Source organism: Pseudomonas sp. MF08831 (assembly GCF_059862645.1).
On sequence record NZ_JCBCUX010000005.1, the window covers coordinates 263,708 to 286,960 of the forward strand.

Genomic DNA, 23,253 nt, shown 5'->3' on the forward strand with positions numbered 1-23,253 from the left:
GTCAGCGTGGCACAGGAATAAACGCCACGCTGCCGCCCGAACGTTTCTGGAACAGCCGCTCGCCATTGTCCGGCTGCGTGGTGATCACCTGATGATCCGTGCCCAGGTAGGCCAACGGTGTGGGGTCTTGCTTTGAGTATTGCGCGACGATGATCGTGTGCTGCGGGTCGAACCCCTGGCCGCTGGTTTTTTCCAGCCAGGCCATCAGGGCGCCGCTGTCGCCCTGACGCGGGAAGTCCTGGGTTTCGCTCACGTAGTAAAACGGCTTGCCGCCGTTTTGCAGGTACATCGGGACCTTGTTGTCGACTTCCACCAGCACCATCTGCCACTGATTCCACGGCGCGCTTTTCACCGCCTCGGCTTGCACATCCTCGGCGAATCGGGTGACGCCGCCGTTGCCGGTGGTCCAGGGGTAGACCACGCCCAGCACCAGCAGCAACACGCCGGCGGTGATGCCAAACGCCTTCTGCCAGCGTGGCCAACGGGCCGGTTGCTGCTGCAGGCGTTCACTCAGCCACCAGGCGCCCAGCAGCTGGGCGAAAGGCACCAGCGGCAACACGTAATAACTGCGGCGGCTGCCGCTGGCGGTAAAGAACACAAACAACAGGCCCAGGCCCCACACCAGCCATCGCACGTTGGGAGGCGTTTGACGCCAATGGCGCAGCGCCAGCCACACGCCGAGCAGCCAGCACGGCGCCCAGGGCAGGGTGTAGGCGGGCAGGTAGATCAGGTAGGTATAGATCGGCCCCATGTGGTCGAAGGGGTCGAAAAAGCGCACGACGTTTTCCTTGAACACCAGTTCAAGGCCGCTCTCGCCATAGGTGGGTGCCCCGTAAAAGTGGGACAACACGAAGGGAATCGAATAGAACGCCGCCGCGATCAGCATGGCCAGCAGCAGGCGCAGGTTGAGGTGGCGTCGGTAGCGGTGTTCGCCGAGCAGGTGCGGCAACAGCACCAGGCCCGGCAACACGAAGCCGATCAAACCTTTGAACAGCGACGTTGCCGCCAGCAGCAGGAAAAATACCGTGTAGCGTCCCAGCCGCGTGTCATCCGGACCGCGCCAATACCACCAGACCGCCGACAGCACGCCACACACGGTCAGCACATCGGCTGTGGCCACGCGGGCCCAGAACAGAAAGTAGAAGGTGGTCGCCAGCATCCAGCCGGCAATCAACCCGGTGCCTTTACGAAACAGGCGCTCGCCGATCAGGTAGACCAGCCAGATGCTCAGCCAGGCCGCGATCACGGATGACAGGCGCAGCGACCACGGGCCGAGTCCACCCATCAGGTTGGCGCACGCGGTAATCAGCCAGTAAGAGGGCAGCGGTTTGTCGTAGTACGGTGCGCCCTTGAGGTAGGGGTCGAAGTAGTCACCGCTTTGCAGCATCTGCAGGGCGATGTTGGCCCAACGGGTCTCCGGCCCCCACAAATCGCGACTGCCCAGGCCCAGCAGCAGGAGTAACGCCGAGACGCCCAGCAGCAGCACCAGCGCGCCGCGTTCGGTTTTCCAGAAATTCATCGGCGGCTCTCACGGTGGGCATGACGTCAAGGAAGTTTGGGATAAATGATCAGCAGCATGGCGCCCTTGCGGTAGCGCTGGCCTCCGGGTGGCAGTTGCCCTTCTTCGCGATGTTCACTGGTGCTTCTGACGCGCATCAATACGCCGACCGAGCCTTGTTGGCGGGCTTCGCTCAGCCAGGGCTGAACATTTTCAAAGCTGACTTTGCGGTGCACCGAATCTGCGTATTTGAGGCCATAGCGCAGTTCGCCCTCGGTGTCGTAGAACGCCACGTCAGGGCGGCGCAAGCGCCAGGACAAAGCCGAGGCCGAACCCAGTTCATTGCTGATCAAAGCATGGGTTTGTTGCAGTTCATCCAGATGCTCAAGCACGAACTGGTCGGGCATTTCGGTATCGGTAACCTCTTGCGGCATGCCGGCAGGCAGCAGCGCCACCAGCACGCCGATGGCCAGCGCAGGCATGGCCCACAGCGTCAGCGGGCGGAAGGCTTGCAGCAGATTTGCCAGGATCCAGCCCAACAGCACGATGAAGGTCAGCGACAGGCTGTACATCTCGGCGTGGCTGTTGCTGTACAACGGCTTGTCGATTTGCAGGTAAATCAGGGTCGCCATCGCGCCGAGGCCGATGACGAAATTGAGCAGGCCGTTAATGCGCAGGCTGCGTGTTTTGCCGCGGTTGATCAGGTCGATCAACGCATGCCCCATCAGCAACGCCAGAGGCAGCAGACACGGCATGATGTAGGTCGGCAGCTTGCCGTTGCTCAGGCTGAAAAAAACCAGCGGCAGCAGCAGCCACAAGGCCAGAAAAATAATCGCCGGTTGGCCTTTGTCTTTCCAGGCGTTGATCACGGTCGCGGGCAACAGCGCCGCCCATGGCAGGCACGCCACCACCATGACCGGCAGGAAGAACCACCAGGCCCTGGCGTGTTGGGCATTGTTGGAGGAGAAGCGGCGGATGTGCTCGTGCCAGAAGAAGAAGCGCCAGTAGTCCGGTTCCTGCAGATGGATCGCCCACACCCACGGCAGGCACAGCACCACCGCCACCAGGATCGCCAGCGGGCCATAGCGCAACAATTCACCCAGGCGTCGTTGCCAGAGCATGTACGGCACGGCGATCAGCACCGGCAACAGCCAGGCCAGAAAGCCCTTGGTCATAAACCCCATGGCGCAGGCCACGCCCAGCACTGCCCAGGCGCCGAGCCGGCCACGTGAGGTGCGGCTGTCGAGCGCGAACCACAGAGCAACCAGGCTGAGGTTGACCCACAGGGTGAATTGCGGATCGAGGTTGGAGTAACCCGCTTGCCCCGCCACCAGCCCGAAGCTCATGTAGAGCAGGGCACAGGCGAAGCTCTTGCGCGGGTCGTTCCACAGGCGGCGGGCGATAAGGTACGCGAGCACAACGCTCAGGCCTGTGGTCAAGGCCGAGGCAATGCGCACCCCGAAGAGGTTTTCGCCAAACACCCACTGGCCGATGGCGATCAGCCAATAGCCGGCGGCAGGCTTTTCGAAGTAGCGCACGCCCATGAAATGAGGCGCCACCCAGTTGCCGCTCAACAGCATTTCCTGGCTGATCTGGGCGTAGCGGGTTTCATCCGGTATCCATAAACCGTGCAGGCCCAAAGGCAGCAGATAGAACACGGCGAAGGCCAGCAACAATACCGGCAGAGGTTTTAAACGGGTCATCAAAACGTCGCTCCTTGACGTTTAACGGTGGAGTACTGAGGCATGTAAGTAATAGAAGAAAGAGTCACTAAGTTCACTAAGCCACTGAAAATATTCATGACGTCCTGAAGTAACAGGCGCAGTTAAACATGCCAGAAGAGGGCTGTCGGTTTGCTGAACATACAGGTGGGTATATGTAAAAAAGTGTCTAGAGTTTTTTCAGGACGGCGGGCCACCCGGGGCTGTTCATGATGCCCAGGGTCTCGAATTTGCCGTTGGCCTTGACCCGAACAAACAGGGCGCTGCCGTACTCGGGAAAGGCCGCGTGGGGGAAACCCAGGGTCTTTTCGAAGTCGGCAATACAGCCGCTGTGGGTAACAAATACGAGGTTGCGCCCGGGCTGCTTGTGGCTGAGCAGTTCTTCGCCAATGGCCGCGCCGCAGATCGCCTGCTGCCCGGAGGTCAGCTCGGCATTGCCGAACATGAAGTGTGAGGTCTGGGCCGTGCGCAATGCGGGGCTGGCAAGCACGTCGCTACCTTCCATGCCGAGTTTGAGGAAGGCCTTGCCCAGTTCTTGCGCGCGTTGGGTGCCGACGACTGTCAGGCCCTCGGCGCCGCCGAAACAGGGGTTTGTCGAGCGGTCGCAGCGCTCTTCATGGCGCACCAGCACGATCAGGTCACCGTCGCGCCAGCTGGGCAGCACTTGCGAGTTCAGCAAGCGATTGCCCACGCTCAGGTCACGCGGTGATGAGGGCCACAGCAGGAAGCCGGCGAGCAGCAGCGCGATGACTGCAAGGCCCGCCCACCACTTTCGCAACCACTTGATATAGCCGCGGCGCGAACGCGGCTTGGTCAGGGTAAGGTCAACCACATCATTCACCATGGGCACTGTACTGCACTGTTTTTATTGAAGTAGGCGCAACGCTTCGACGGATGCCCGAAGTTAAGCAAGAGGCTGTCATAGGGCTGCTGTCTTTTCGCTGAACATCCAGCGGTTAAAAGTGGCCACGGCCGGCAACTAACTAGTTGCCGGCCGTGGGTATGTGGTGGGCAATTTAGAGGGGCGAGGGTAGGCGGGCGGTGAAATCAATGTGAAAAAATTGCGTGGGCGCGACAATCAGCCGTTATCCTCGTTTGCAGTCTTTCAAGTGAGCGCTTTTATGTTGCAGGTGCACGGTGTCCTTAAAAGCTACGCCACCCCGCAGGGCCCGCTGACGGTGCTGGCGGGCGTCGATTTGCACCTGGGCGAACGCAGCAGCCTTGCGCTGATGGGCGAGTCGGGCAGCGGCAAAAGTACGCTGCTGCATCTGGTGGCCGGGCTCGACCGCGTGGACGGCGGCAGCATCCAGGTCGGCGCACAGCGCCTGGACCAACTGACCGAGGCGCAGTTGGCTCACTGGCGGCGCACCGAAATCGGCCTGGTGTTCCAGCAATTCAACCTGATCGGCAGTTTGAGCGTCGAGGACAACCTGGCGTTCCAGGCGCGGCTGGCAGGGCGCTTCGATCCGCAGTGGCAGGCACAATTGGTGGAGCGCCTGGGGCTGGGTGACTTGCTCAAGCGCTATCCCGAGCAACTGTCCGGCGGCCAGCAGCAACGGGTGGCGGTGGGGCGCGCCCTGGCCTCGCGCCCCGGCTTGCTGCTGGCCGATGAGCCGACCGGCAATCTGGACGAAGCCACCAGCGATGAAGTGTTGCAATTGCTGTTGGACCTGCTGCGTGACAGCGCGACCAGCCTGTTGATGGTCACCCACAGCCCGCGCATCGCAGCGCGCCTGGACCGGCAAGTGGTCTTGCATCGCGGCCGTGTCGTGCCCGCGGACGCGCGTTGAGATGAACGTTTTTTATTGGACGTTGCGCGCGCTGCTGAGCCATTGGCGGCGTCACCCGGTGCAGTTTTTCAGCGTGTTGACCGGCCTGTGGCTGGCCACCGCACTGTTGACCGGGGTGCAGGCGCTGAACAGCCAGGCGCGGGACAGTTATGCACGCGCCAGTCAATTGATCGGCGGTGAGCCGCAAGCCAGCCTCAGCGCGCCGGACGCTGCCAGCTTCCCCCAGGCGCTGTTTGCCGAGCTGCGCCGTGCCGGGTGGCCGGTATCGCCCGTGGTGCAGGGCCGCATGCAGCTCAAGGGGCATGAGAACCTGCGCCTGCAATTAATGGGCATTGACCCGCTGTCGTTGCCCGGCGGCGGGGCAGTGGCGGGGCAGCGGTTGAGCCAGGCGCAGATGATCGCGTTTTTCAACCCGCCGGGGCGTACCTGGATCGCACCGCACACCTTGTCGGCCCTGGGGTTGCATGAAGGCGAGCAACCGCTGACCGCGAGCGGGCAAGCCTTGCCACCGTTGCAGGTTCAGCAGGACATGGCTCCGGGCCTGTTGCTGACCGATATCGGCTTTGCCCAACCGCTGCTGGGCATGCCGGGGCAGCTGTCGCGCCTGCTGCTGGACAAGGCCTTTGCCGCCGGTCATCCCACGCCACCGGCTGCGCTGCAACTCAAGCAGGGTGAAGACAACAACCTCGCGCGTCTCACCGAAAGCTTTCACTTGAACCTCGACGCCTTGGGCTTTTTATCCTTTGTGGTGGGGCTGTTTATTGTCCACGCCGCGATCGGCCTGGCGCTGGAACAACGGCGCGGATTATTGCGTACCTTGCGCGCCTGCGGGGTCAGCGCGCGCATGCTGATCCTCAGCCTGGGCGTCGAGCTCGGCGTGTTGTCGTTGCTCGGCGGTGTGCTCGGTGTCGCCAGCGGGTATCTGTTGGCGAGCCTGCTGCTGCCGGATGTCGCCGCAAGTTTACGTGGGCTGTACGGCGCCGAGGTGCCGGGCCAGTTGAGCCTCAGCCCGTGGTGGTGGATGGCCGGGTTGGGCCTGAGTCTCGTGGGCGCGCTGCTGGCCGGCGGCAGCAGCCTGTGGCGAGCGGCGCGCTTGCCGCTGCTGGCACTGGCCAATGCCCAGGCCTGGCATGACGCGCACGCGCGCTGGTTGCGACGCCAGGGTTGGGTGGCGGCTACCGCGCTGGTCATCGCGCTGCTGGCGCTAGGGTTGGGCGACAGCCTGGCGGCCGGTTTTGTGTTGATGGGCGCCTTGCTGCTGGGCGCAGCACTCGGCTTGCCGGTGGTGCTCAACGGCCTGCTGACGGCAGTGCTCGGGCGTAGCCGCTCCGTGCTCGGCCAGTGGTTTCTTGCCGACTGCCGCCAGCAGTTGCCCGCCTTGAGCCTGGCGTTGATGGCTTTGCTGCTGGCCCTGGCGGCGAATATCGGCGCGGGCTCCATGACCTCGGGCTTTCGCCAGACCTTCAATAACTGGTTGGAGCAACGCCTCACGGCGGAGCTGTACCTCAACCCGCAAAACCCGGCTCAGGCCGAGCAACTCGCGACGTGGTTGACGCAGCAACCCTTGGTGCAGGCGGTGTTACCGACCTGGCAGGTTGCCGTGCAACTGCAGGGATGGCCGGCGGATGTGTTCGGCGTGGTCGACGACCCGACCTACCGCCAGCACTGGCCGTTGCTGGAGGCGGCAAGCACACCTTGGGACCAGTTGCTGCAAGGCGACACCGTCATGCTCAGCGAACAATTGGCGAGGCGCTTGAAGGTGCAGTTGGGCGATGCCATCGCGATCCCCACGCCTGAGGGTCTCTGGTCGCCCAAGGTGGTGGGAATTTACGCCGACTACGGCAACCCCAAAGGCCATCTGCTGGTCAATTCGCACCACCTGCTGGCGCATTGGCCAACGCTGACACCGGCCCGCTTCAACCTGCGGGTGCAGCCGCAAGATGTGCCACCGCTGGTGCGCGAGGTGCAGCGCACGTTCGCCCTGGATGACAGCCGCATTGTCGATCAGCAGCAACTCAAAGGCTGGTCGAGCCAGGTGTTTGAGCGCACTTTCGCCGCCACCGCCGCCTTGAACAGCCTCACCCTCGGCGTGGCCGGCGTGGCGCTGTTTATCAGCCTGCTGACCCAGAGCCAGAGTCGACTGGGCCAACTCGCGCCCCTGTGGGCGCTGGGCGTGACGCGTCGGCAATTGATGTTGCTCAACCTGGGCCAGACCTGGCTGTTGGCGGTGCTGACCCTGGTGCTGGCGTTGCCGCTGGGCCTGCTGCTGGCGTGGTGCCTGGACGCGGTGATCAACGTGCAGGCATTCGGCTGGCGCCTGCCATTGCAGGTGTTCCCGTGGCAGCTTGCTCAATTGTTGGGGTTGGCGCTGCTGGCCACCTTGTTGGCCTCGGCCTGGCCGTTGTGGCAGTTGTACCGCAGTCGCCCGGCGGATCTGCTGAGGACGTTTGCCAATGAAGATTAAAGCCTGGTTGTGGACCGCCTTGCTGTTGCTGGCCGCGTGCGACAAAGCCCCCGCGCCGCCGCAAAGTTTCGCCGGCCTGGGCAGCGATGCGGCGGACTTTGCTCAGGTGGTGCCCGGCAAGGTCTTCAGTTTTCCCGAGGACCACGGCCCCCATGACGGTTTTCGCATTGAATGGTGGTACGTCACCGCCAACCTCAAGGACGCCCAGGGCAATGTGTTCGGCGTGCAATGGACGCTGTTTCGCAACGCGTTGAAGGCGGGGCCGGCGCAACCCGGCTGGCACGACTCCACGATCTGGCTCGGCCACGCCGCCGTCACCTCCGCCACTCACCACTACGCTGCCGAACGCTACGCGCGTGGCGGGATCGGCCAGGCCGGCGCCCAGGCGGTGCCGTTCAACGCCTGGATCGACGACTGGAATTTCGCTACCCGCCCCGGCGCCGCAAGCCCTCTGGCGCAGATGCAACTCAAGGCCGGCGGTGCGCAATTTGCCTACGACCTGCACCTGACCTCCAGCCGCCCGCTGGTGTTGCAAGGTGACAACGGCTACAGCCGCAAATCCGATCAGGGCCAGGCGTCCTACTACTACAGCCAGCCGTTTTTCACCGCGACCGGCACTGTCAGCATCGACGGCACCCCCTATCAGGTCAGCGGCCCGGCGTGGCTCGACCGTGAATGGAGCAGCCAACCGCTGGCGGCCAGTCAGACCGGCTGGGACTGGTTTTCCCTGCACCTGGATCGCGGCGAGCAGTTGATGCTGTTTCGCGTTCGACAAACAGACGGCGCGGGCTATCTCACCGGCACCTGGATTGATCAACAGGGCCGCACCGAGACGCTGCACAACGCCGATATCCAGCTCACGCCACTGACCACTACCGCGATCGACGGGCGCCAAATCCCGACGCGCTGGTCACTGAAAATTCCCGGCAAGCACCTGGATATCACCCCCCAGGCCGTCAATCCGAAGGCCTGGATGAACCTGAGCATTCCGTACTGGGAAGGGCCGGTGCAGTTTGAGGGTGGGGTGGGGTACCTGGAAATGACCGGGTATTAACGCGCCTCTGTGCAGGCGCTTTTTCTCTGCCCGGTAGGCAACTTCCCAATGTGAGTGTGCGCACCTGAACGTGTGTCCGGGCCGTATCGGCGTGCCTATAGGCTGAAGGCGTCGGTGGTTTTCAGTTTAAACGGGCGCGTGAAAAAATCGGCAAAAATACTGTACATGCATACAGTCTTGTTCTACATTCCATCTCAGGTGACCGGATGTCACCGATCACCTGAGCTTCAATTTTTTAACTATGGATGGATAAAAAATGAAACCGACAAAAGCCCTTATGCTGGGCGCGGCCATGATGGCCTCCTGCTTTATTTCGGCCTCTGCCCTGGCCGAGCCAACCCTTCCGATACTCACCCCCGGTACGGTCAACCAAGGCGTGATCGATGCGCTGAAACCGGGTGGCACGCTGACGCCTGTGCCGATCCCGGACGATCTGCTGCAAAAGCTGCTGGATGCTAAAAACGGCAAGGTAAAACCCGCTGGCAAGGCGGCCAGATCCGCACCGTTCAACACTGCCATCGGCGAGCTGAAAAAGCCGAGCCAGTCCAACCTGAAAAGTGCTGCCGTCGCCGCCTTTGAGCCGCTGTTTCCGACCCTGGATATCAACACCCTCTACACCATCGACCAGGTGCAAACCGGCCAGGAGTTTCCCTACCACTTCAACCTGCCGCACAACGCCCGTGTATTGGTGCAGTTGATCAACCAGAGCGCCGGCGCCGATATGTCGCTAAGCCTGTTCCGCGATGACGGCCAGGGCAACCCGCAATTGATCGATACGTCCGATAACCCGGGCAACGCCGATGAATACCTGGGCGGCATCCTGCCGGCGGGTGATTACTACTGGTTCATGGTGGCCAAGACCGCAACCAATGCGCAGTTCAGTTTTGGTGTGGCGGTGGACACCAACATCGACGCTTTTGAGCCCAACGACACACCGGAAAGTGCCTTTGCGCTGCCGGACTCGATGAACAAGGTGACCGGCAACCTCGACAACGCCAATGACGTTGATTACTTCGACTTCAAGGCGGTGCGCGGCCAAAGCGTGAGCATGTACCTGGCGGGTGATGAAAATGGCAGCCGCAACCAGTGGCTCTTCGAGCGTTTCGATGGTGCCAACTGGGTCACCGTGCCGGCCGGCTCCACGTCGACCTACCCGAGCGTCACGCCGGGCACCACCGTCAAGGTGCGCGTACGTGCCAACCCGGGCGTGGCACAAGACCCGACCAAGCAGTACGCCTTGAGCCTTGGCTCGACGCCACGGTTGAACACATCGGATGTGAAGGGCGACAACATCGTGCGGGTACCGGCTTCGATATTCTGGATGGCGACCCAGGCCGGGCGCACGTTGAACTGGACCACCAACTGGTCCGACTCCACGGGCGCACCTCTGTTGGGGGTTACGCCTGTGCTGCGCGTGGACAAGCGCTTTGTAGGCGCCGAGTACCACTGGACCGACTTCAAGGCCAGCACCAACAGCGCCGGCACCTCCCAGGCCAGCGCCGCGCTCGGCGAATGTTTCGGAGATTACCGCGTGCAATACCCGGACAGCAGCACCGGCGTGAAATACAACTGGGAGACCACCTTCAACTTCGGCGGCTGGCGTATCGAGCTGGACGAGTTCCCCGGCGTGGGGGTGGGCGGTGACAATGTGGCGTACGTGACCTTTGGGCACATCTGCACCCAGGACATCATTCACTGATCTGTTGACGCAAGCATGAAGGGGCAGTCCATCCGGACTGCCTTTTTTATTCGCGGGCCAGTGCCTGCTTCAGTGGCAGGCGCGCCATGCTCGTGCTTTTCAACGAGCCCAGGTACAACCAGTCGCCGTATTCACGCGCGGTGGTGATGGGCGAATAATTGCCCGTGCTGCCATCCTGCAAGTTGGCGATGACCTTGCCGTCGGTATCCAGCCCCAGCACAAAGGCTTTGCGCTCGATGGGCCTGGGCACCACCATCAGCGCCCGTACCATCACCTTGCGCAGCAACGGATAGCCGGCGAAGCCATCCAGCAACGGGTTGCGTGTCGAATACAGCGCGACCCAGAAGCGATCGCTGCCGTTGAAACTGAGGTTGTCCGGCAGGCCCGGCAGATTGTCGATAAACAGGTCGTGGCTACCCACGTGCTCACCCTTGAGCCAGTAGCGGCTGATGCGGTAGGCGCCGGTTTCGTTCACCAGCACATAGTTCTCATCCGGCCCCAGCGCCACACCGTTAGCAAATTGCAGCTGGTCAAGCAACACCTCGGTGAGGCCGGTGGCAAAGTCATAGCGCAACAGCCGACCATCGCCGCCATGTTCGATCACGGCTTCACCATCCTGGCCATAGCCCCAGCGACTTGACGCGTCACTGAAATAGGCAAAGCGCCCACTGGCGTCAACGGTCACGTCATTGGTAAAGCCAAACGGCAAGCCATTCGCGCTGCTGGTCAGCGGTGTGAGTTGGCGATTGGCATCCAGCGCGAGCAAGCCCTTGACCCCATCGGCAATGATCAAACGCCCATCCGGGTGCAACGCCAGGCCGAGCGGACGCCCGCCGGTATTGGCCAACACTTCCAGGGTGTGGCTGTCGGGCGATGTTCGGATGATGCGTCCGTCCTGCAGGCCACTGATCAAAAAACCTTGCGCATCCAGCAACAAGGCCTCGGGCCCGGCGATGTTCGATGCGCCGATTCGTTGCACCGTCTTGAGCCGCTGGTTCTCGGCGTAGGTGCCGTCCTTCATCGAGGGCGCCTTGGGCGGGGCCCAGTTCACCGGTTGTACGTGGGTGGGCATCAGCAGTAGAAAGGCGATCAGCGCAAGCGATACAACGAACAGCCCATGGCGAAGATTTTGACGGCGGTGGCTCATGACTGTTCCTGGTTGTCGTGGGCGTTGGGTTCCCACTGCAGAGTGCCAAACAGGTAATCCATCAGCGGCAGGACGATATTGAAATTGCGCCCTTGCATCAGTTCGCGGCGGTGGTGCAGGGCGTGCAATTGGTGCATCTGGCGGATCCACGGCAGGCGTGCCACGCGGTGGTTGGCAGGCAGGTGTTCGCAGGCGTGGAACACCTCGTACAGCAAGTAACCGAGGATCATGCAGGCGGCAAACAGCCCGGCGATGTTGGGGCTCAGGTGGTTGAGCAACCACCAGGCGGGCAGGGTGATGGCCAGGCTGTGCAGCACGATCAGCCACGCCGGAAACAGGATCACGCGCCAGTCCCGAGGGCTGTCGTAGGTCATGTGGCCGGGCGTGAAGAAACTGTGATGGTCGCCGGTGTGACGCGCATAAAACAGCCGGGCGAGGGTGTGCTTGTGATGACCGAGGTGGCGGTGCACGAGGTAGATGCACAGGTTGAAGAACACCAGGGTCAGGGGCACGGTCAGCCACTGGAGCGCGGTGATGTGGTCGGTGGAGGCCCCGGCGAGGAGGATGCAGAAAATGCCATAACCGAGGACGAAACCTGCGTGCAGCCATGGGTGGTAATGGCGGCTTATGGCCGCGCGATAACGGGTGCGGAAGGTCTCGGTAGGGTGGGCCATGGCGGTCAGCTCGGTATTTTTTTGTTGGAGGCTGAGCTTAGTTGGTGGTGGGGAATGTGCGAGTTTTTGCGCCGTACACCGATCAAAATGTGGGAGCGGGCTTGCTCGCGAAAGCGGTTAGCCAGTCGCGGTATGCAGTGACGGACACACCCTCTTCGCGAGCAAGCCCGCTCCCACATTTGCACCAAGACCGACCAATGGCCTCTTGCACAGCCCTGATTTACTTGCTAGCTTCTCGCAAAATGTTAACGATAACATTTGCTCTAACAATAAAAACAAAACAGAGAATCACGCCATGAAAATGCTCCCCAAAACCCTGTGTTTACTGGCTGTCAGCATCACCCTCGGCAGCGCGGCTCCAGCCTTTGCCGACGCCGCCAAACCGATCCGCATCGGCGCCTCCTTCCAGGAGATCAACAACCCCTATTTCGTCACCATGAAAAACGCCCTCGAAGAAGCCGGCGCGACCATCGGTGCAAAACTGATCATCACTGACGCCCGTCACGACGTGTCCAAACAGGTCAGCGACGTCGAAGACATGCTGCAAAAGGGCATCGACATTCTGTTGATCAACCCCACCGACTCGGTCGGCGTGCAATCGGCGGTCAAATCCGCCCATGCCGCCGGGGTTGTGGTGGTTGCGGTAGACGCGCAAGCCGACGGCCCACTGGATTCCTTCGTCGGCTCGAAAAACTTCGACGCCGGTTTCCAGGCGTGTGAATACCTGGCCAAGAACATTGGCGACAAAGGCAACATCGCGATCCTCGACGGCATCGCCGTGGTGCCGATCCTCGAGCGTGTGCGCGGCTGCAAAGAGGCGGTGGCCAAGCACCCGGACATCAAGATCGTCAGCATTCAGAACGGCAAGCAGGAACGTGACCAGGCGCTGACCGTCACCGAAAACATGCTGCAGGCCCAGCCCACGCTCAAGGGCATTTTCAGCGTCAATGACAACGGTTCTCTCGGCGCCTTGTCGGCCATCGAAGCCAGTGGCCTGGACGTAAAACTGGTCAGCGTCGACGGCGCGCCGGAAGCGATCAAGGCGATCCAGAAGCTCGGCAGCAAGTTCATCGCCACCTCGGCGCAGTACCCACGCGATCAGATCCGCTTGGCCCTTGGCATCGCGCTGGCCAAGAAGTGGGGTTCGCAAGTGCCTGCCACCCTTCCGGTGGACATCACCTTGATCGATCAGGCCAAGGCCAAGGACTTCAGCTGGTAAATCGCCCGGGCCCCACGTCACACGTGGGGCTTGAGGTCTCCTTCTGAATACGAGGTCGCCGGTATGAGCAGTCTTCTGAAGCTGGAAAATATCTGTAAGCGTTACCCGGGCGTGCAGGCCCTCAAGGGCATCAACCTGCAAGTGGAACGCGGCGAGATTCACGCCTTGCTCGGGGAAAACGGCGCGGGCAAGTCAACCCTGATGAAGATCCTCGGAGGTGTCGAGCATCAGGACGAAGGGCAGATCCTGATCGACGGCCAGGCGCAGCAGTTCGCGACCTACCGCGATGCGATCGCTGCCGGCATTGGCATCGTGTTCCAGGAATTCAGCCTGATTCCCTACCTCACGGCGGTGGAAAATATCTTTCTCGGCCACGAGTTGAGCAACCGCTACGGCCTGCTGCGCAAGCGCGAGATGGTCGAGGCGTCGCAAGCATTGTTCAAGCGCCTGGGCGTGAACATCGATTTGCAGTGCGCGGTCAAGCACCTGAGCGTGGCCGAGCAGCAGTTTGTCGAAATCGCCAAGGCCCTGGCCCTGGACGCGCGTTTGCTGGTGCTCGATGAGCCGACCGCCACGTTGACGCCCAGCGAGGCCGAGCTGCTGTTTCAGATCATGCGCGAACTCAAACGCCAGGGCGTGGCGGTGATTTTTATCTCCCATCACCTGGAGGAAATCTTCCAGGTGTGCGATCGCATCAGCGTATTGCGCGACGGCGGCAATGTCGGCGTGACCGATGTGGCCGACAGTGACATTGATCGGCTCGTCGAGATGATGGTCGGCCGCCGCCTGGAATGCAGTTTTCCGCCTAAGCCGACCGATGCACGCGGCCCGCTGTTACTGGAGGTCAAGGACATTCAGCTGGTGCGCAACGGTCCGCATAACCACTTCCAGTTGCACAAGGGCGAGATCCTCGGCTTTGCCGGGCTGGTGGGTTCAGGCCGTACCGAACTGGCGCTGGGCATGATGGGCGCGCTGCCGTCGGTGAGCAAAGAGGTGTGGTTGCGCGGCGAGAAAGTCACCCTCGATGACCCGGCGCAAGCCCTGGCCCACGGCATCGGCCTGCTGCCCGAAAGCCGCAAGAGCGAAGGATTGATCACGGACTTCAGCATTCGCGAAAACATCTCCCTGAATAACCTGCCCAAGTACCAGAACGCCTCCGGGCTGATCGACAAGGCCAGGGAATGCGCCAGTGTTGAAGACCTGATGCGCCAGCTGTCGATCAAAGCGCCCAGCGGCGAAAGCCGAGTGTTCAACCTCAGCGGCGGCAACCAGCAAAAGGTCGTGATCGCGCGTTGGATCAACCACCACTGCGACGTGCTGGTGTTCGACGAACCCACGCGCGGCATCGACGTCGGCGCCAAGGCGCAGATCTACGCGCTGATGCGCAGCCTCACCGAGCAGGGCTACGCAATCATCATGATTTCCTCCGAACTGCCCGAAGTCATCGGCATGTGCGACCGCGTCGCCGTATTTCACAAGGGCGCCATCGTCAAGGTACTCGAAGCGTCCGCCGTCAACCCACAAGAGGTCATGCGCCATGCAACAGGGGGCTCAAGTGAATATGTCCATTAACACCGGCGACACCGGCCGGCTGCGCCTGAACCTGGCGCGGCTGGTGCGTTCGCCGGCGTTTTATCCGTTCGTGGGGCTGGTGGTGGTGACCCTGGTGATGATCCTCGCCAGCGACACGTTCCTGACCGCCAGCAACCTGTCGAACATCGCCCGCCAAGTGTCGATCAACGCGATCATCGCCGTGGGCATGACCTGCGTGATTCTCACCGGCGGGATCGACCTGTCGGTGGGGCCAGTGATGGCACTGTCCGGTACGTTGACCGCCGGTTTGATGGTCGCGGGCTTGCCGCCAGGCCTGGCGATAGGCGCCGGGATGCTGATCGGCGTGGCCTTTGGCATCGGCAACGGGCTGTTCGTCGCCTACCTGCACATGCCGCCGATCATCGTCACCCTGGCAACCATGGGCATCGCCCGTGGGCTGGGCCTGATGTACACCGACGGCTACCCGATTTCCGGGTTGCCGGAGTGGTTCGGCTTCTTTGGGCGCCAGAGCCTGTTCGGCATCGAAGTGCCGATCCTGATCATGCTGATGACTTACGCAGCCGCCTACGTGTTGCTGCAACACACGCGCATCGGTCGCTACATCTACGCCATTGGCGGCAATGAAGAAGCGGTGCGTTTGTCTGGCGTACGGGCGGCGCGCTTCAAGTTGTTGGTGTACGGCATCAGCGGCCTGACCGCCGCGATTGCCGGGCTGGTGCTGACGTCACGCTTGATGAGCGGCCAGCCGAATGCGGGCGTGTCGTTTGAGCTCGATGCGATTGCCGCGGTGGTACTCGGTGGCGCGTCGATTGCCGGCGGGCGCGGGGTCATCGTCGGCACCTTGCTCGGCGCCATGCTCCTGGGCGTGTTGAACAACGGCCTGAACATGCTCGGCGTTTCGCCCTACGTCCAGAGCGTGATCAAAGGCGCAATCATTTTGCTGGCGATCTTTATCAGCCGTCAGCGGCACAAATAAATTCCCACCAGACAGGACCGAACACCATGGACAAGCACACCCACATGCAAGCCGTCGTCTGCCACGGCCCGAAGGACTATCGCCTGGAGCGCATCGGCAAACCCAAGGCGCGCGCCCATGAACTGGTGATCCGCATTGCCGCCTGCGGCATCTGCGCCAGTGACTGCAAATGTCACTCCGGCGCGGCGATGTTCTGGGGCGGCGACAACCCGTGGGTCAAGGCGCCGGTGGTGCCGGGCCACGAGTTTTTCGGCTATGTGGAGGAAGTGGGCGAGGGCGCCGAGGAGCATTTTGAAGTCGCTGTCGGCGACAAAGTGATTGCCGAGCAGATCGTGCCGTGCGCCAAGTGCCGCTTCTGCAAGTCGGGCAAGTACTGGATGTGCGAAGTGCACAATATCTTCGGCTTTCAGCGTGAAGTGGCCGAAGGCGGCATGGCCCAGTACATGCGCATCCCCAAGACCGCGATCGTGCACAAGATTCCAGAGTCGGTGTCGCTGGAAGACTCGGCGCTGGTGGAACCGATGGCTTGCTCGATCCACACCGTCAACCGCGGTGAAATCCAGCTCGATGACGTGGTGGTGATTGCCGGTGCCGGCACGCTTGGGTTGTGCATGGTCCAGGTCGCCGCGTTGAAGACGCCGAAAAAACTGGTGGTGATCGACATGGTCGACGCGCGCCTGGAGCTGGCCAGGCAATTGGGCGCCGACGTGGTGATCAACCCATCGCGCGACAACGCTCGCGAGATCATCAACGGCCTCACCGACAACTATGGCTGCGACGTGTACATCGAAACCACCGGCGTACCGGCCGGCGTGACCCAGGGCCTGGACCTGATTCGCAAGCTCGGGCGCTTTGTCGAATTCAGCGTGTTTGGCGCCGAGACCAGCGTCGACTGGTCGATCATTGGCGACCGCAAGGAACTGGACGTACGCGGCGCGCACCTGGGCCCGTATTGCTACCCGATTGCCATCGACCTGTTCGAGCGCGGCCTGGTCACCTCCAAAGGCATCGTCACCCATGATTTCCCGCTGGATAACTTTGCCGAAGCGTTCGAGCTGGCCAACTCGACCAAGTCGATCAAGGTGCTGTTGAAGCCGGTGGCCTGAATGATGGAATACGTAATAGGTGTCGACATAGGAACCCAGAGCACCAAGGCGCTGCTGGTGGATGGTCAAGGCACGATCATCGCCCAGCACAGCCAGGGGTATCGCGTGGATACCCCGAAAGTGCGCTGGGCCGAGCAATGGCCGCAGGTGTGGCTGGACGCCGTGGAAGCCTGCGTGGCGCAGTGCATGGCCAAGGCCGGCGTGGCGCCAGCGCAGGTCAAGGCGCTGTGCATCAGCAGCCTGTACGGCGGCTCGGGGATTGCCGTGGATGCGCAGATCACACCGCTGCACCCGTGCCTGATCTGGATGGACCGCCGCGCCGGTGAGCAAGTGGCATGGGTGCGTGAACAGGTGGATTTGGAGCGTCTGTTCGCGGTCACCGGCAACTCGGTGGACAGCTACTACGGCTTCACCAAGATGCTCTGGCTCAAGCAGCACCAGCCGCAGGTGTGGGCGCAAACACGTTACCTGCTGCCGCCCAACAGTTACATCAACTGGTGCCTGACCGGCGAGTTGGCGGTGGACCACAGCAGCGCCGGCAACATTGGCGGCGTCTACGATGTGGCGCAGCGCGGCTGGTCTGAAGAGATGCTCGCGGCACTGGGCATTCCCTTGGCGATGATGCCCGAGCGGCTGGTGTATTCCGGTGAAGTCGTGGGCGGTTTGCTGGGCGCGTGGGCTGCGCGCCTGGGGTTGCACGCGGGTACGCCGATCCTCGCCGGAGGTGTGGACGCCGCCATGGCGACGTTGGCCGCCGGTGTCACGCAACCGGGCAACCACGTGGCGATGATCGGCACCAGCATGTGCTGGGGCTACTTGAACCAGCAAGTGGACGCGCGCCACGGGTTGGTGAGCATGCCGCATGTCTACAACGGCCATCGAGACCTGTACATTTTTGGCGGCGCAATCACCGCCGGGGCGTCGGTCAGTTGGTTTCGCGAACAGTTCTGTCAGGCCGAAGAGCTGCAGGCCAGGGCCTCCGGGCAGGACAGCCTGGCGCTGCTGGAGCAGAGCGCGATGAAGGTTCCGGCAGGCAGCGAAGGCTTGCTGTTCCTGCCGTATTTGATGGGCGAGCGCAGCCCGGTGTGGGACGACCGCGCCAGCGGCAGTTTTGTCGGGCTGAACCTGTACCACAGCCGCATCCACCTGTACCGCGCGGTGCTTGAAGGCGTGAGTTTCGCCCTGCGCCACAACATCGAAGCCGGCACGCAGGGCGCGCACTCACTGGACCCGCGCCTGATTGTGGTGGGTGGGGCGAGCCATTCCGATTTGTGGATGCAGATCATTGCGGACGTCACGCGGTACCCGGTCTACACCATTGTGCAGGAGGTGGAAGCGGCGCTGGGCGCAGCGTTGCTGGCGGCGCACACGGTGGGGTTGGTGAGTGATGGGGCGATGGAGAAGGGCTGGGTGCAGCTGGAGTTGCGGGCGCAGCCCAAGCGCGAAAATGTCGCGGTCTATGACCAGGCGTTTGGCGAGTACTTGAAGCTGTATCCAGCGCTCAAACCGATCATGCACGCCCTGCAAACCAACTGATACAACGCGGTCCAAAGGTGGGAGCTGGCTTGCCTGCGATTTTCGGTGCCTCAGTGACAAATCGGTTAACTGAGCCACCGCTATCGCAGGCAAGCCAGCTCCCACAGGGGATCTTCATTGCCTATGGAACAGTGACCATGAACGCAGCCTTCGACTTCACCCACCAGCGCATCCTCGTTACCGGTGCCACCAGCGGTATCGGCCACGAAATCGCCCTGCAACTGATCGCCAGCGGCGCCGAGGTCTTTGCGCTTGGGCGTGGCGCCGAGGCGCTGGCCACCCTGGGCTGCCACCGCGTATGCGTGGACATCGCCGACAGCGTCGCCCTCGACCAGGCCCTGCAAGACCTGCCGGCCATGCACGGCCTGGTCAATTGCGCGGGCATCTCCCGACTCGAGCCCGCCGTTGCGATCAGCGTCGATGCGTTCGATCAGGTGATGCAGGTCAACGCCCGTGGCGCCGCTCAGGTTGCCAGCCGTGTCGCGGCAAAAATGATCGAGGCGAAAGTCGCTGGCAGCATCGTCAACGTCTCCAGCCAAGCCTCGTTGGTCGCGCTGGACGATCACCTTGCCTACTGCGCTTCCAAAGCCGCGCTGGACGCGATCACCCGCGTGCAATGCGCCGAATGGGGCCGTTTCGGCATTCGCGTCAACAGCGTCAATCCCACGGTCACGCTCACGCCGATGGCAACCATGGCCTGGTCCGAGCCCGCCAAGCGCGACCCGGCGCTGGCGGCGATTCCGCTCGGGCGTTTTGCTCAAACCCTAGAAGTGGCCTTGCCGGTGCTGTTCCTGCTGAGCAGCGCCGCCAGCATGATCAGCGGCGTGAGCCTGCCGATCGATGGCGGCTACACCAGCCGTTAGCCGTTTTCCAGTACGCCTGCGATCACCACTTTGTCGCGTGGCTTGTACGGGTCTTGCAGGCGGTCGAGCAGCAGGCGTACCGCGCTGCTGCCGGCCAGGGACGCGTCGTGGGCCACACAGGCGATGGGCACGCCGAAGATATCAGCGAAGGGCAGGCGGTCGATGCCGCAGATGGTCAGGCTGTCGTGCGCGATGTTGTGCATGCGCAACGCACGCAATGCGCCGAGGGTGATCAACTGGTTGAAGCCCATGATCGCGTCCGGTGCCGTGTGTTCGGCCAGGTAATCGAGGGTGTGCAGGTACGACGGCATCAACGTGTAGTCGCCGGCCTGCACTTCAACTTCAATATGTGGATGGTCGGCAAGCACTTCGCGCAGGCCCTTGAGGCGTTCCACGGTGATACGTGAATGCGCAGGCCCGGTCAGCACCAGCAGGCGCTTGAGCTCGGGCGTCTGGCGCAGCAGGTAGTGCGCGGCCTGGATGCCGCTGTGGTAGTTGTCGAGCACTACACGGCTGAACGGGCTGTCGTGAAGCGTGCGGTCGAGCAGCACCACCGGGGTTTTGCCATTGCCCAGGCGCTCCAGGTAATCGGGCTGGTAGCTTGGCTCATCGGAGACCGGCGAGAGGATGATCCCCGCCACGCGGTAGCCCAGCAGGGTGTCGACGGCCTTGCTTTCCAGCTCTTCCAGTTCGTCGGTGTCCACCAGCATGATGGTGTAGCCGTGCTGTTTGGCCTCACGGGAAATGGCCTTGATCATTTCGCTGTAGAACGGGTTGTCTACCGAGGCGGTGATCACGCCGATGATCAGGCTTTCACTGCGCTTGAGCCCACGGGCGAAAGCGTTCGGCACATAATCGAGCTCCCGCGCCACTTCAAGGATGCGCGCCAGGGTGGCGGGTTTGACCAGGTCGGGTTTGCTCAGCGCGCGGGACACGGTGATGGTGGTCATGCCGACCCGTTTGGCGATGTCGCTGATGGTGACGGACTTTTTCTTGTTCATCGGTCAGGCTGCAAAAGGAAACACTCGCAGGCTAGCATGCGCGCAGGTCCAGGGTGATTCAAATCAGCGGGTCCCAGCGTTGGGACCAGTCACTTTCGGCCTTGACCACGCCGCGCAGCAATTCCAGGGCCTGTTGCAACACAGCTGAATCGCGCGCGCGTGAATAGACCAGGTAGGTTGGAAAGCTGAACTCCGGCGCTTTCGGCACGCGCTGCATCACGCCGCTGCCCAGGTAGCTTTGCACCACACGCGTGCGGAAATACCCGGCGCCGCCGTTTTCCAGGATGTACTGCAACGCCAGCGGGCCGAGGTTGAAACTCAGCGCGGCGCGAGCCTTGTCGGGCAGGGCGGTGTCATGTTGCTGGCGAAAGCCTGGGCCCCAGTCGATGTAGACGTAAGGGTCCGGCTTGCTCACCAGTTGCACCAGGATCAGTTTTTCTTCCAGCACCTGTTCTACCTGCAGGCCCGGCCAATACTGAGGCTGGAACACGAGGGCGGCATCGAGTACGCCCAGTTCCAGTTGGCGCAGCAGGTATTCGCCTTCACGCACTTCGGTGCGCAGGGCGTGCCCCGGGATGTGTTCGCGCAGGGCTTGTGCCCAGCCGAGCATCAGCGGATTGCACAGGCTGACTTCGCCGCCGATGTGTAGGACATTGCGGTAACCGTCGGGTAACGGCAGGTCGCGTTTTGCGGCTTCCCAGGTTTGCAGCAGTTGGTTGGCGTATGTCACGAAGGCCTCGCCGTCGGCGGTCAGGCGGGCGCCGGCGCGGTTGCGGATGAACAGCGTGCTGCCGAGCTGGCTTTCGAGGTTTTTCACGCGTGCGGTGATGGCGGTCTGGGTGACGTGCAGTTTCTCGGCGGTGGCGGCCAGGCTGCCGCAGCGGGTGATTTCGAGGAAGGTGCGTGCCAGTTCGATGTCCATGAAGCCCCCAGGGATGAATGGGGGGGATTGTAGTGGAATACGGTCTGGGCTGGGGTGGGCTTGATTAGGTAGATTGGGGGTATATCCGTTGCTGCGGTAATGGCGGCTGGCGGTTCCGCTCTTACAGCGGGTCACTTTTGGCAAACGCCCGGAATGCCGGCCCAGCCAAAAGTAACCAAAAGGTCTTTGCCCCACCACTCGGCACCTCGCCTGCGTTCGGCCAGCGTGGTTGACGGGGCCTGTCAGATCAAAGTCAAAAGCAAGATCAAAAGCAGAGCACGGCGGCCTGGTAGCCGACCTGAGTGGTTGAAGCAAAAGCGGATCAAAAGCACAGCAACACACTTCTATCTGATGTACTGAGCTCCAAATGTGGGAGCGGGCTTGCTCGCGAAGGCGGTGGTTCAGTCAGCTCATGTATCACTGACCCACCGCCTTCGCGAGCAAGCCCGCTCCCACAAGTTGACCGAGTGCAGCTGCCAGCACCGCACTGCTTGGCTTTTCTGTGGGAGCTGGCTTGCCTGCGATGCAGGCAACTCGGTGTGTCAGGCACAACCAGCCGATGCCATCGCAGGCAAGCCAGCTCCCACATTGATTGAGTTTTCACAGTGGATCTGTGGGGTTTTTAAGAGTGATCAAACTCCAGCAAACAGTGCGGGCTGATCTCGCCTTCCAGCGCGGTCATGTGGTGTTCGGCATCGCACATGGGTTCATGCATCAAGCTGCGCACCGCGCGTTCGTCGCCGGCACGAAAGGCAATCAGCAACTGCTTGTGAAGTCGTCTTTGCTTAACCGTCCGAGCACCGACACTGCCAGTTCTACTTCGATGACCTTGCGCAGCGGGTACACCTGCTCGCCGTCCAGGGGCTGAAAATGCAGGTAGGTGCGCAACGCACGGCTGGCGGGTTCGGTGCCGGCCGGGTTCGGATACACGCCGCCACCGGGACCGGTGTGCATACTCACCAGGCCTTCCACTTCCAGCGATTTGAGCGCTCCACGGGCCGAGCCTTTGGAGCACTGGACGCTTTCCATCAACTCGCGCTCGGTAGGCAGGCGGTCGCCGGGTTTCAAGGCATCGGTGACGATGGAGCGCGTGACCGACTCGACAATCACATCGCAGAGCTTCTGGCGTTTGCGTCGCAACGGGCGGCTGAGCATGGGCGTCTATTGAGCCTATTAATGCGGATTAATAGCGCTTAATAACGATTGGTCGAGAGCGTCAGCGCAGGGTGTCGTTTTCGACGCGTAGAGGCCGTAATCGCAGTGATTATTCCCAGCGGCCGAGGTCGAGACAGCGCGTGGAGGGCGGCGGCTGTCGGCCGTTGACCAGAAAATCCGCGACCCAGCGGTTGGCGCAACCGGCCGCAACCGCGTCGGGCCGGGATGATTCCTTGAGCAACAATTGCTCGACGCCGGAGGCCACCGGCTCATCGTGCCCGGCGTTGACCAAGACCATGCGCGCGACGCGTTCGGTAAACAGCGCGGCGTACCGACTGCCAAGTCGGGTGGCCTGGGCATTGCCGAGGAAGTTGAGCCGGGCCTCGCCCAGTTGTTCGCGCACAAACTCCATATCGCGCGCGGCCTGTTCCACACCGGTTTCCTGGCTCAGGTCGCGGGGGCTCAGTTCGATCACGTCATAACGGTTGGTCAGGGTGCGATAGGCCGCCGTGGCGTAGGACTCCCAGCGGCCGACCAGTTTGAGGACGAAGGTTGCGCCCTGGCCCGTTTGCGGTTCGCCGGCCTGAATGAACACCACACCCTCGCGGCTGAGCGGTTGCCGGGCGCCGACACGGGTCAGGGCCAGGCGCACCGTGCCACGCTTGGGCGCGGCGTGGTCACGGGGCACGCTGACGCTGGCGCATTGGGTGCGCTCCAGCACCTCAGGGTCCGGCCGTTCAAAGGCGGGGAAGGGACAATCCAGCAGCCAGTCGATTGCCGTGGGCGCGATCAGAGGCTCGGCAAAAGCCCGGCTTGCCACCAGCCAGAGGCAGACGCACGCCAGGCTTTTTACAACAACGCTGGGTTTCATCAA

At 62.3% G+C, this 23,253-nt stretch carries 18 protein-coding genes and 1 pseudogene; 10 read left to right on the forward strand and 9 right to left on the reverse strand.

Features of this window, described 5'->3' with window-relative positions; translation table 11 throughout:
* Position 1 precedes the first annotated feature (1 nt).
* From AC19YS_RS13045 to pmrG, 3 genes are all read right to left on the reverse strand, one after another.
* Positions 2-1,519, reverse strand: coding sequence for an ArnT family glycosyltransferase (locus AC19YS_RS13045; RefSeq protein ID WP_500601878.1), 1,518 nt, complete (start codon positions 1,517-1,519; stop codon positions 2-4).
* 26 nt (positions 1,520-1,545) lie between these two features.
* On the reverse strand, positions 1,546-3,201 hold the full coding sequence (gene arnT / locus AC19YS_RS13050) for a lipid IV(A) 4-amino-4-deoxy-L-arabinosyltransferase (RefSeq protein WP_500601880.1): 1,656 nt from the start codon (positions 3,199-3,201) through the stop codon (positions 1,546-1,548).
* Positions 3,202-3,388: 187 nt separating this feature from the next.
* Entirely contained in the window at positions 3,389-4,063 is a 675-nt protein-coding gene (gene pmrG, locus AC19YS_RS13055; protein WP_169368669.1) for a lipopolysaccharide core heptose(II)-phosphate phosphatase PmrG, read from the reverse strand.
* A gap of 277 nt (positions 4,064-4,340) precedes the next feature.
* On the opposite strand from pmrG, the gene AC19YS_RS13060 reads away from it, so the two are divergent.
* The 4 genes from AC19YS_RS13060 (at position 4,341) to AC19YS_RS13075 (ending at position 10,226) form a co-directional block, all read left to right on the forward strand.
* Complete coding sequence (locus AC19YS_RS13060) at positions 4,341-5,009, forward strand: ABC transporter ATP-binding protein (RefSeq protein WP_500601882.1); 669 nt, start codon at positions 4,341-4,343, stop codon at positions 5,007-5,009.
* Between the two features lies 1 nt (position 5,010).
* The gene (locus AC19YS_RS13065) at positions 5,011-7,473 is read left to right on the forward strand and encodes an FtsX-like permease family protein (protein ID WP_500601884.1); all 2,463 of its coding nucleotides are present in this window, start codon (positions 5,011-5,013) and stop codon (positions 7,471-7,473) included.
* A complete protein-coding gene (locus tag AC19YS_RS13070; protein WP_500601885.1) occupies positions 7,463-8,527 on the forward strand; it encodes a lipocalin-like domain-containing protein in 1,065 nt (354 codons plus the stop codon). Before AC19YS_RS13065 ends, AC19YS_RS13070 begins: the two co-directional genes overlap by 11 nt.
* A 256-nt stretch (positions 8,528-8,783) precedes the next feature.
* Positions 8,784-10,226 (forward strand): hypothetical protein, encoded by a 1,443-nt coding sequence (locus AC19YS_RS13075; RefSeq protein ID WP_179677101.1) that lies wholly within the window; start codon positions 8,784-8,786, stop codon positions 10,224-10,226.
* Between the two features lie 46 nt (positions 10,227-10,272).
* Here AC19YS_RS13075 and AC19YS_RS13080 read toward each other — a convergent pair whose 3' ends face one another.
* Both AC19YS_RS13080 and AC19YS_RS13085 read right to left on the reverse strand, forming a co-directional pair.
* Positions 10,273-11,373 (reverse strand): SMP-30/gluconolactonase/LRE family protein, encoded by a 1,101-nt coding sequence (locus tag AC19YS_RS13080; RefSeq protein ID WP_500601886.1) that lies wholly within the window; start codon positions 11,371-11,373, stop codon positions 10,273-10,275.
* Positions 11,370-12,047 carry a sterol desaturase family protein gene (locus AC19YS_RS13085; protein WP_169367158.1) on the reverse strand — a complete coding sequence of 226 codons (678 nt, stop codon included), beginning with the start codon at positions 12,045-12,047 and terminating at the stop codon, positions 11,370-11,372. The genes AC19YS_RS13080 and AC19YS_RS13085 overlap by 4 nt, the downstream gene beginning before the upstream one ends.
* A gap of 295 nt (positions 12,048-12,342) precedes the next feature.
* On the opposite strand from AC19YS_RS13085, the gene AC19YS_RS13090 reads away from it, so the two are divergent.
* From AC19YS_RS13090 to AC19YS_RS13115, 6 genes are all read left to right on the forward strand, one after another.
* Positions 12,343-13,266, forward strand: coding sequence for a substrate-binding domain-containing protein (locus tag AC19YS_RS13090; protein WP_500601888.1), 924 nt, complete (start codon positions 12,343-12,345; stop codon positions 13,264-13,266).
* A 63-nt stretch (positions 13,267-13,329) separates the two neighbouring features.
* A complete protein-coding gene (locus AC19YS_RS13095) occupies positions 13,330-14,838 on the forward strand; it encodes a sugar ABC transporter ATP-binding protein (RefSeq protein ID WP_448197736.1) in 1,509 nt (502 codons plus the stop codon).
* Positions 14,804-15,796: an ABC transporter permease gene (locus AC19YS_RS13100; protein ID WP_106578893.1), complete on the forward strand. Its 993-nt coding sequence runs from the start codon at positions 14,804-14,806 to the stop codon at positions 15,794-15,796. The genes AC19YS_RS13095 and AC19YS_RS13100 overlap by 35 nt, the downstream gene beginning before the upstream one ends.
* A 26-nt stretch (positions 15,797-15,822) precedes the next feature.
* Positions 15,823-16,902: an alcohol dehydrogenase catalytic domain-containing protein gene (locus AC19YS_RS13105; RefSeq protein WP_106578892.1), complete on the forward strand. Its 1,080-nt coding sequence runs from the start codon at positions 15,823-15,825 to the stop codon at positions 16,900-16,902.
* Between the two features lie 3 nt (positions 16,903-16,905).
* On the forward strand, positions 16,906-18,438 hold the full coding sequence (locus tag AC19YS_RS13110; protein ID WP_500602040.1) for an FGGY-family carbohydrate kinase: 1,533 nt from the start codon (positions 16,906-16,908) through the stop codon (positions 18,436-18,438).
* Between the two features lie 137 nt (positions 18,439-18,575).
* Positions 18,576-19,301 carry an SDR family oxidoreductase gene (locus AC19YS_RS13115; protein ID WP_500601889.1) on the forward strand — a complete coding sequence of 242 codons (726 nt, stop codon included), beginning with the start codon at positions 18,576-18,578 and terminating at the stop codon, positions 19,299-19,301.
* On the opposite strand, the gene AC19YS_RS13120 is transcribed toward AC19YS_RS13115, so the two are convergent.
* The 4 genes and pseudogenes from AC19YS_RS13120 to AC19YS_RS13135 all read right to left on the reverse strand — a co-directional run bounded on the left by AC19YS_RS13120 (position 19,298) and on the right by AC19YS_RS13135 (position 23,250).
* Positions 19,298-20,302 (reverse strand): LacI family DNA-binding transcriptional regulator, encoded by a 1,005-nt coding sequence (locus AC19YS_RS13120; protein WP_106578890.1) that lies wholly within the window; start codon positions 20,300-20,302, stop codon positions 19,298-19,300. The two genes, AC19YS_RS13115 and AC19YS_RS13120, sit on opposite strands and share 4 nt — an antisense overlap.
* Before the next feature lie 58 nt (positions 20,303-20,360).
* Complete coding sequence (locus AC19YS_RS13125) at positions 20,361-21,224, reverse strand: LysR family transcriptional regulator (RefSeq protein ID WP_448197734.1); 864 nt, start codon at positions 21,222-21,224, stop codon at positions 20,361-20,363.
* A 622-nt stretch (positions 21,225-21,846) separates the two neighbouring features.
* Positions 21,847-22,379 (reverse strand): annotated as a pseudogene (locus tag AC19YS_RS13130) (FadR/GntR family transcriptional regulator).
* Between the two features lie 109 nt (positions 22,380-22,488).
* Positions 22,489-23,250, reverse strand: a complete 762-nt coding sequence (locus AC19YS_RS13135) for an alpha/beta fold hydrolase (protein WP_500601890.1) — start codon at positions 23,248-23,250, stop codon at positions 22,489-22,491.
* Between the last annotated feature and the right edge of the window lie 3 nt (positions 23,251-23,253).

Bases quoted from the DNA above. Each gene is read 5' to 3' on its own strand.
- AC19YS_RS13080 (WP_500601886.1), bottom strand. From the start codon at position 11,373: ATGAGCCACCGCCGTCAAAATCTTCGCCATGGGCTGTTCGTTGTATCG.
- AC19YS_RS13135 (WP_500601890.1), bottom strand. From the start codon at position 23,250: ATGAAACCCAGCGTTGTTGTAAAAAGCCTGGCGTGCGTCTGCCTCTGG.
- AC19YS_RS13090 (WP_500601888.1), top strand. From the start codon at position 12,343: ATGAAAATGCTCCCCAAAACCCTGTGTTTACTGGCTGTCAGCATCACC.
- AC19YS_RS13085 (WP_169367158.1), bottom strand. From the start codon at position 12,047: ATGGCCCACCCTACCGAGACCTTCCGCACCCGTTATCGCGCGGCCATA.
- AC19YS_RS13045 (WP_500601878.1), bottom strand. From the start codon at position 1,519: ATGAATTTCTGGAAAACCGAACGCGGCGCGCTGGTGCTGCTGCTGGGC.
- pmrG (WP_169368669.1), bottom strand. From the start codon at position 4,063: ATGGTGAATGATGTGGTTGACCTTACCCTGACCAAGCCGCGTTCGCGC.
- arnT (WP_500601880.1), bottom strand. From the start codon at position 3,201: ATGACCCGTTTAAAACCTCTGCCGGTATTGTTGCTGGCCTTCGCCGTG.
- AC19YS_RS13070 (WP_500601885.1), top strand. From the start codon at position 7,463: ATGAAGATTAAAGCCTGGTTGTGGACCGCCTTGCTGTTGCTGGCCGCG.
- AC19YS_RS13060 (WP_500601882.1), top strand. From the start codon at position 4,341: ATGTTGCAGGTGCACGGTGTCCTTAAAAGCTACGCCACCCCGCAGGGC.
- AC19YS_RS13100 (WP_106578893.1), top strand. From the start codon at position 14,804: ATGCAACAGGGGGCTCAAGTGAATATGTCCATTAACACCGGCGACACC.
- AC19YS_RS13065 (WP_500601884.1), top strand. From the start codon at position 5,011: ATGAACGTTTTTTATTGGACGTTGCGCGCGCTGCTGAGCCATTGGCGG.
- AC19YS_RS13110 (WP_500602040.1), top strand. From the start codon at position 16,906: ATGGAATACGTAATAGGTGTCGACATAGGAACCCAGAGCACCAAGGCG.
- AC19YS_RS13125 (WP_448197734.1), bottom strand. From the start codon at position 21,224: ATGGACATCGAACTGGCACGCACCTTCCTCGAAATCACCCGCTGCGGC.
- AC19YS_RS13095 (WP_448197736.1), top strand. From the start codon at position 13,330: ATGAGCAGTCTTCTGAAGCTGGAAAATATCTGTAAGCGTTACCCGGGC.
- AC19YS_RS13115 (WP_500601889.1), top strand. From the start codon at position 18,576: ATGAACGCAGCCTTCGACTTCACCCACCAGCGCATCCTCGTTACCGGT.
- AC19YS_RS13120 (WP_106578890.1), bottom strand. From the start codon at position 20,302: ATGAACAAGAAAAAGTCCGTCACCATCAGCGACATCGCCAAACGGGTC.
- AC19YS_RS13075 (WP_179677101.1), top strand. From the start codon at position 8,784: ATGAAACCGACAAAAGCCCTTATGCTGGGCGCGGCCATGATGGCCTCC.
- AC19YS_RS13105 (WP_106578892.1), top strand. From the start codon at position 15,823: ATGGACAAGCACACCCACATGCAAGCCGTCGTCTGCCACGGCCCGAAG.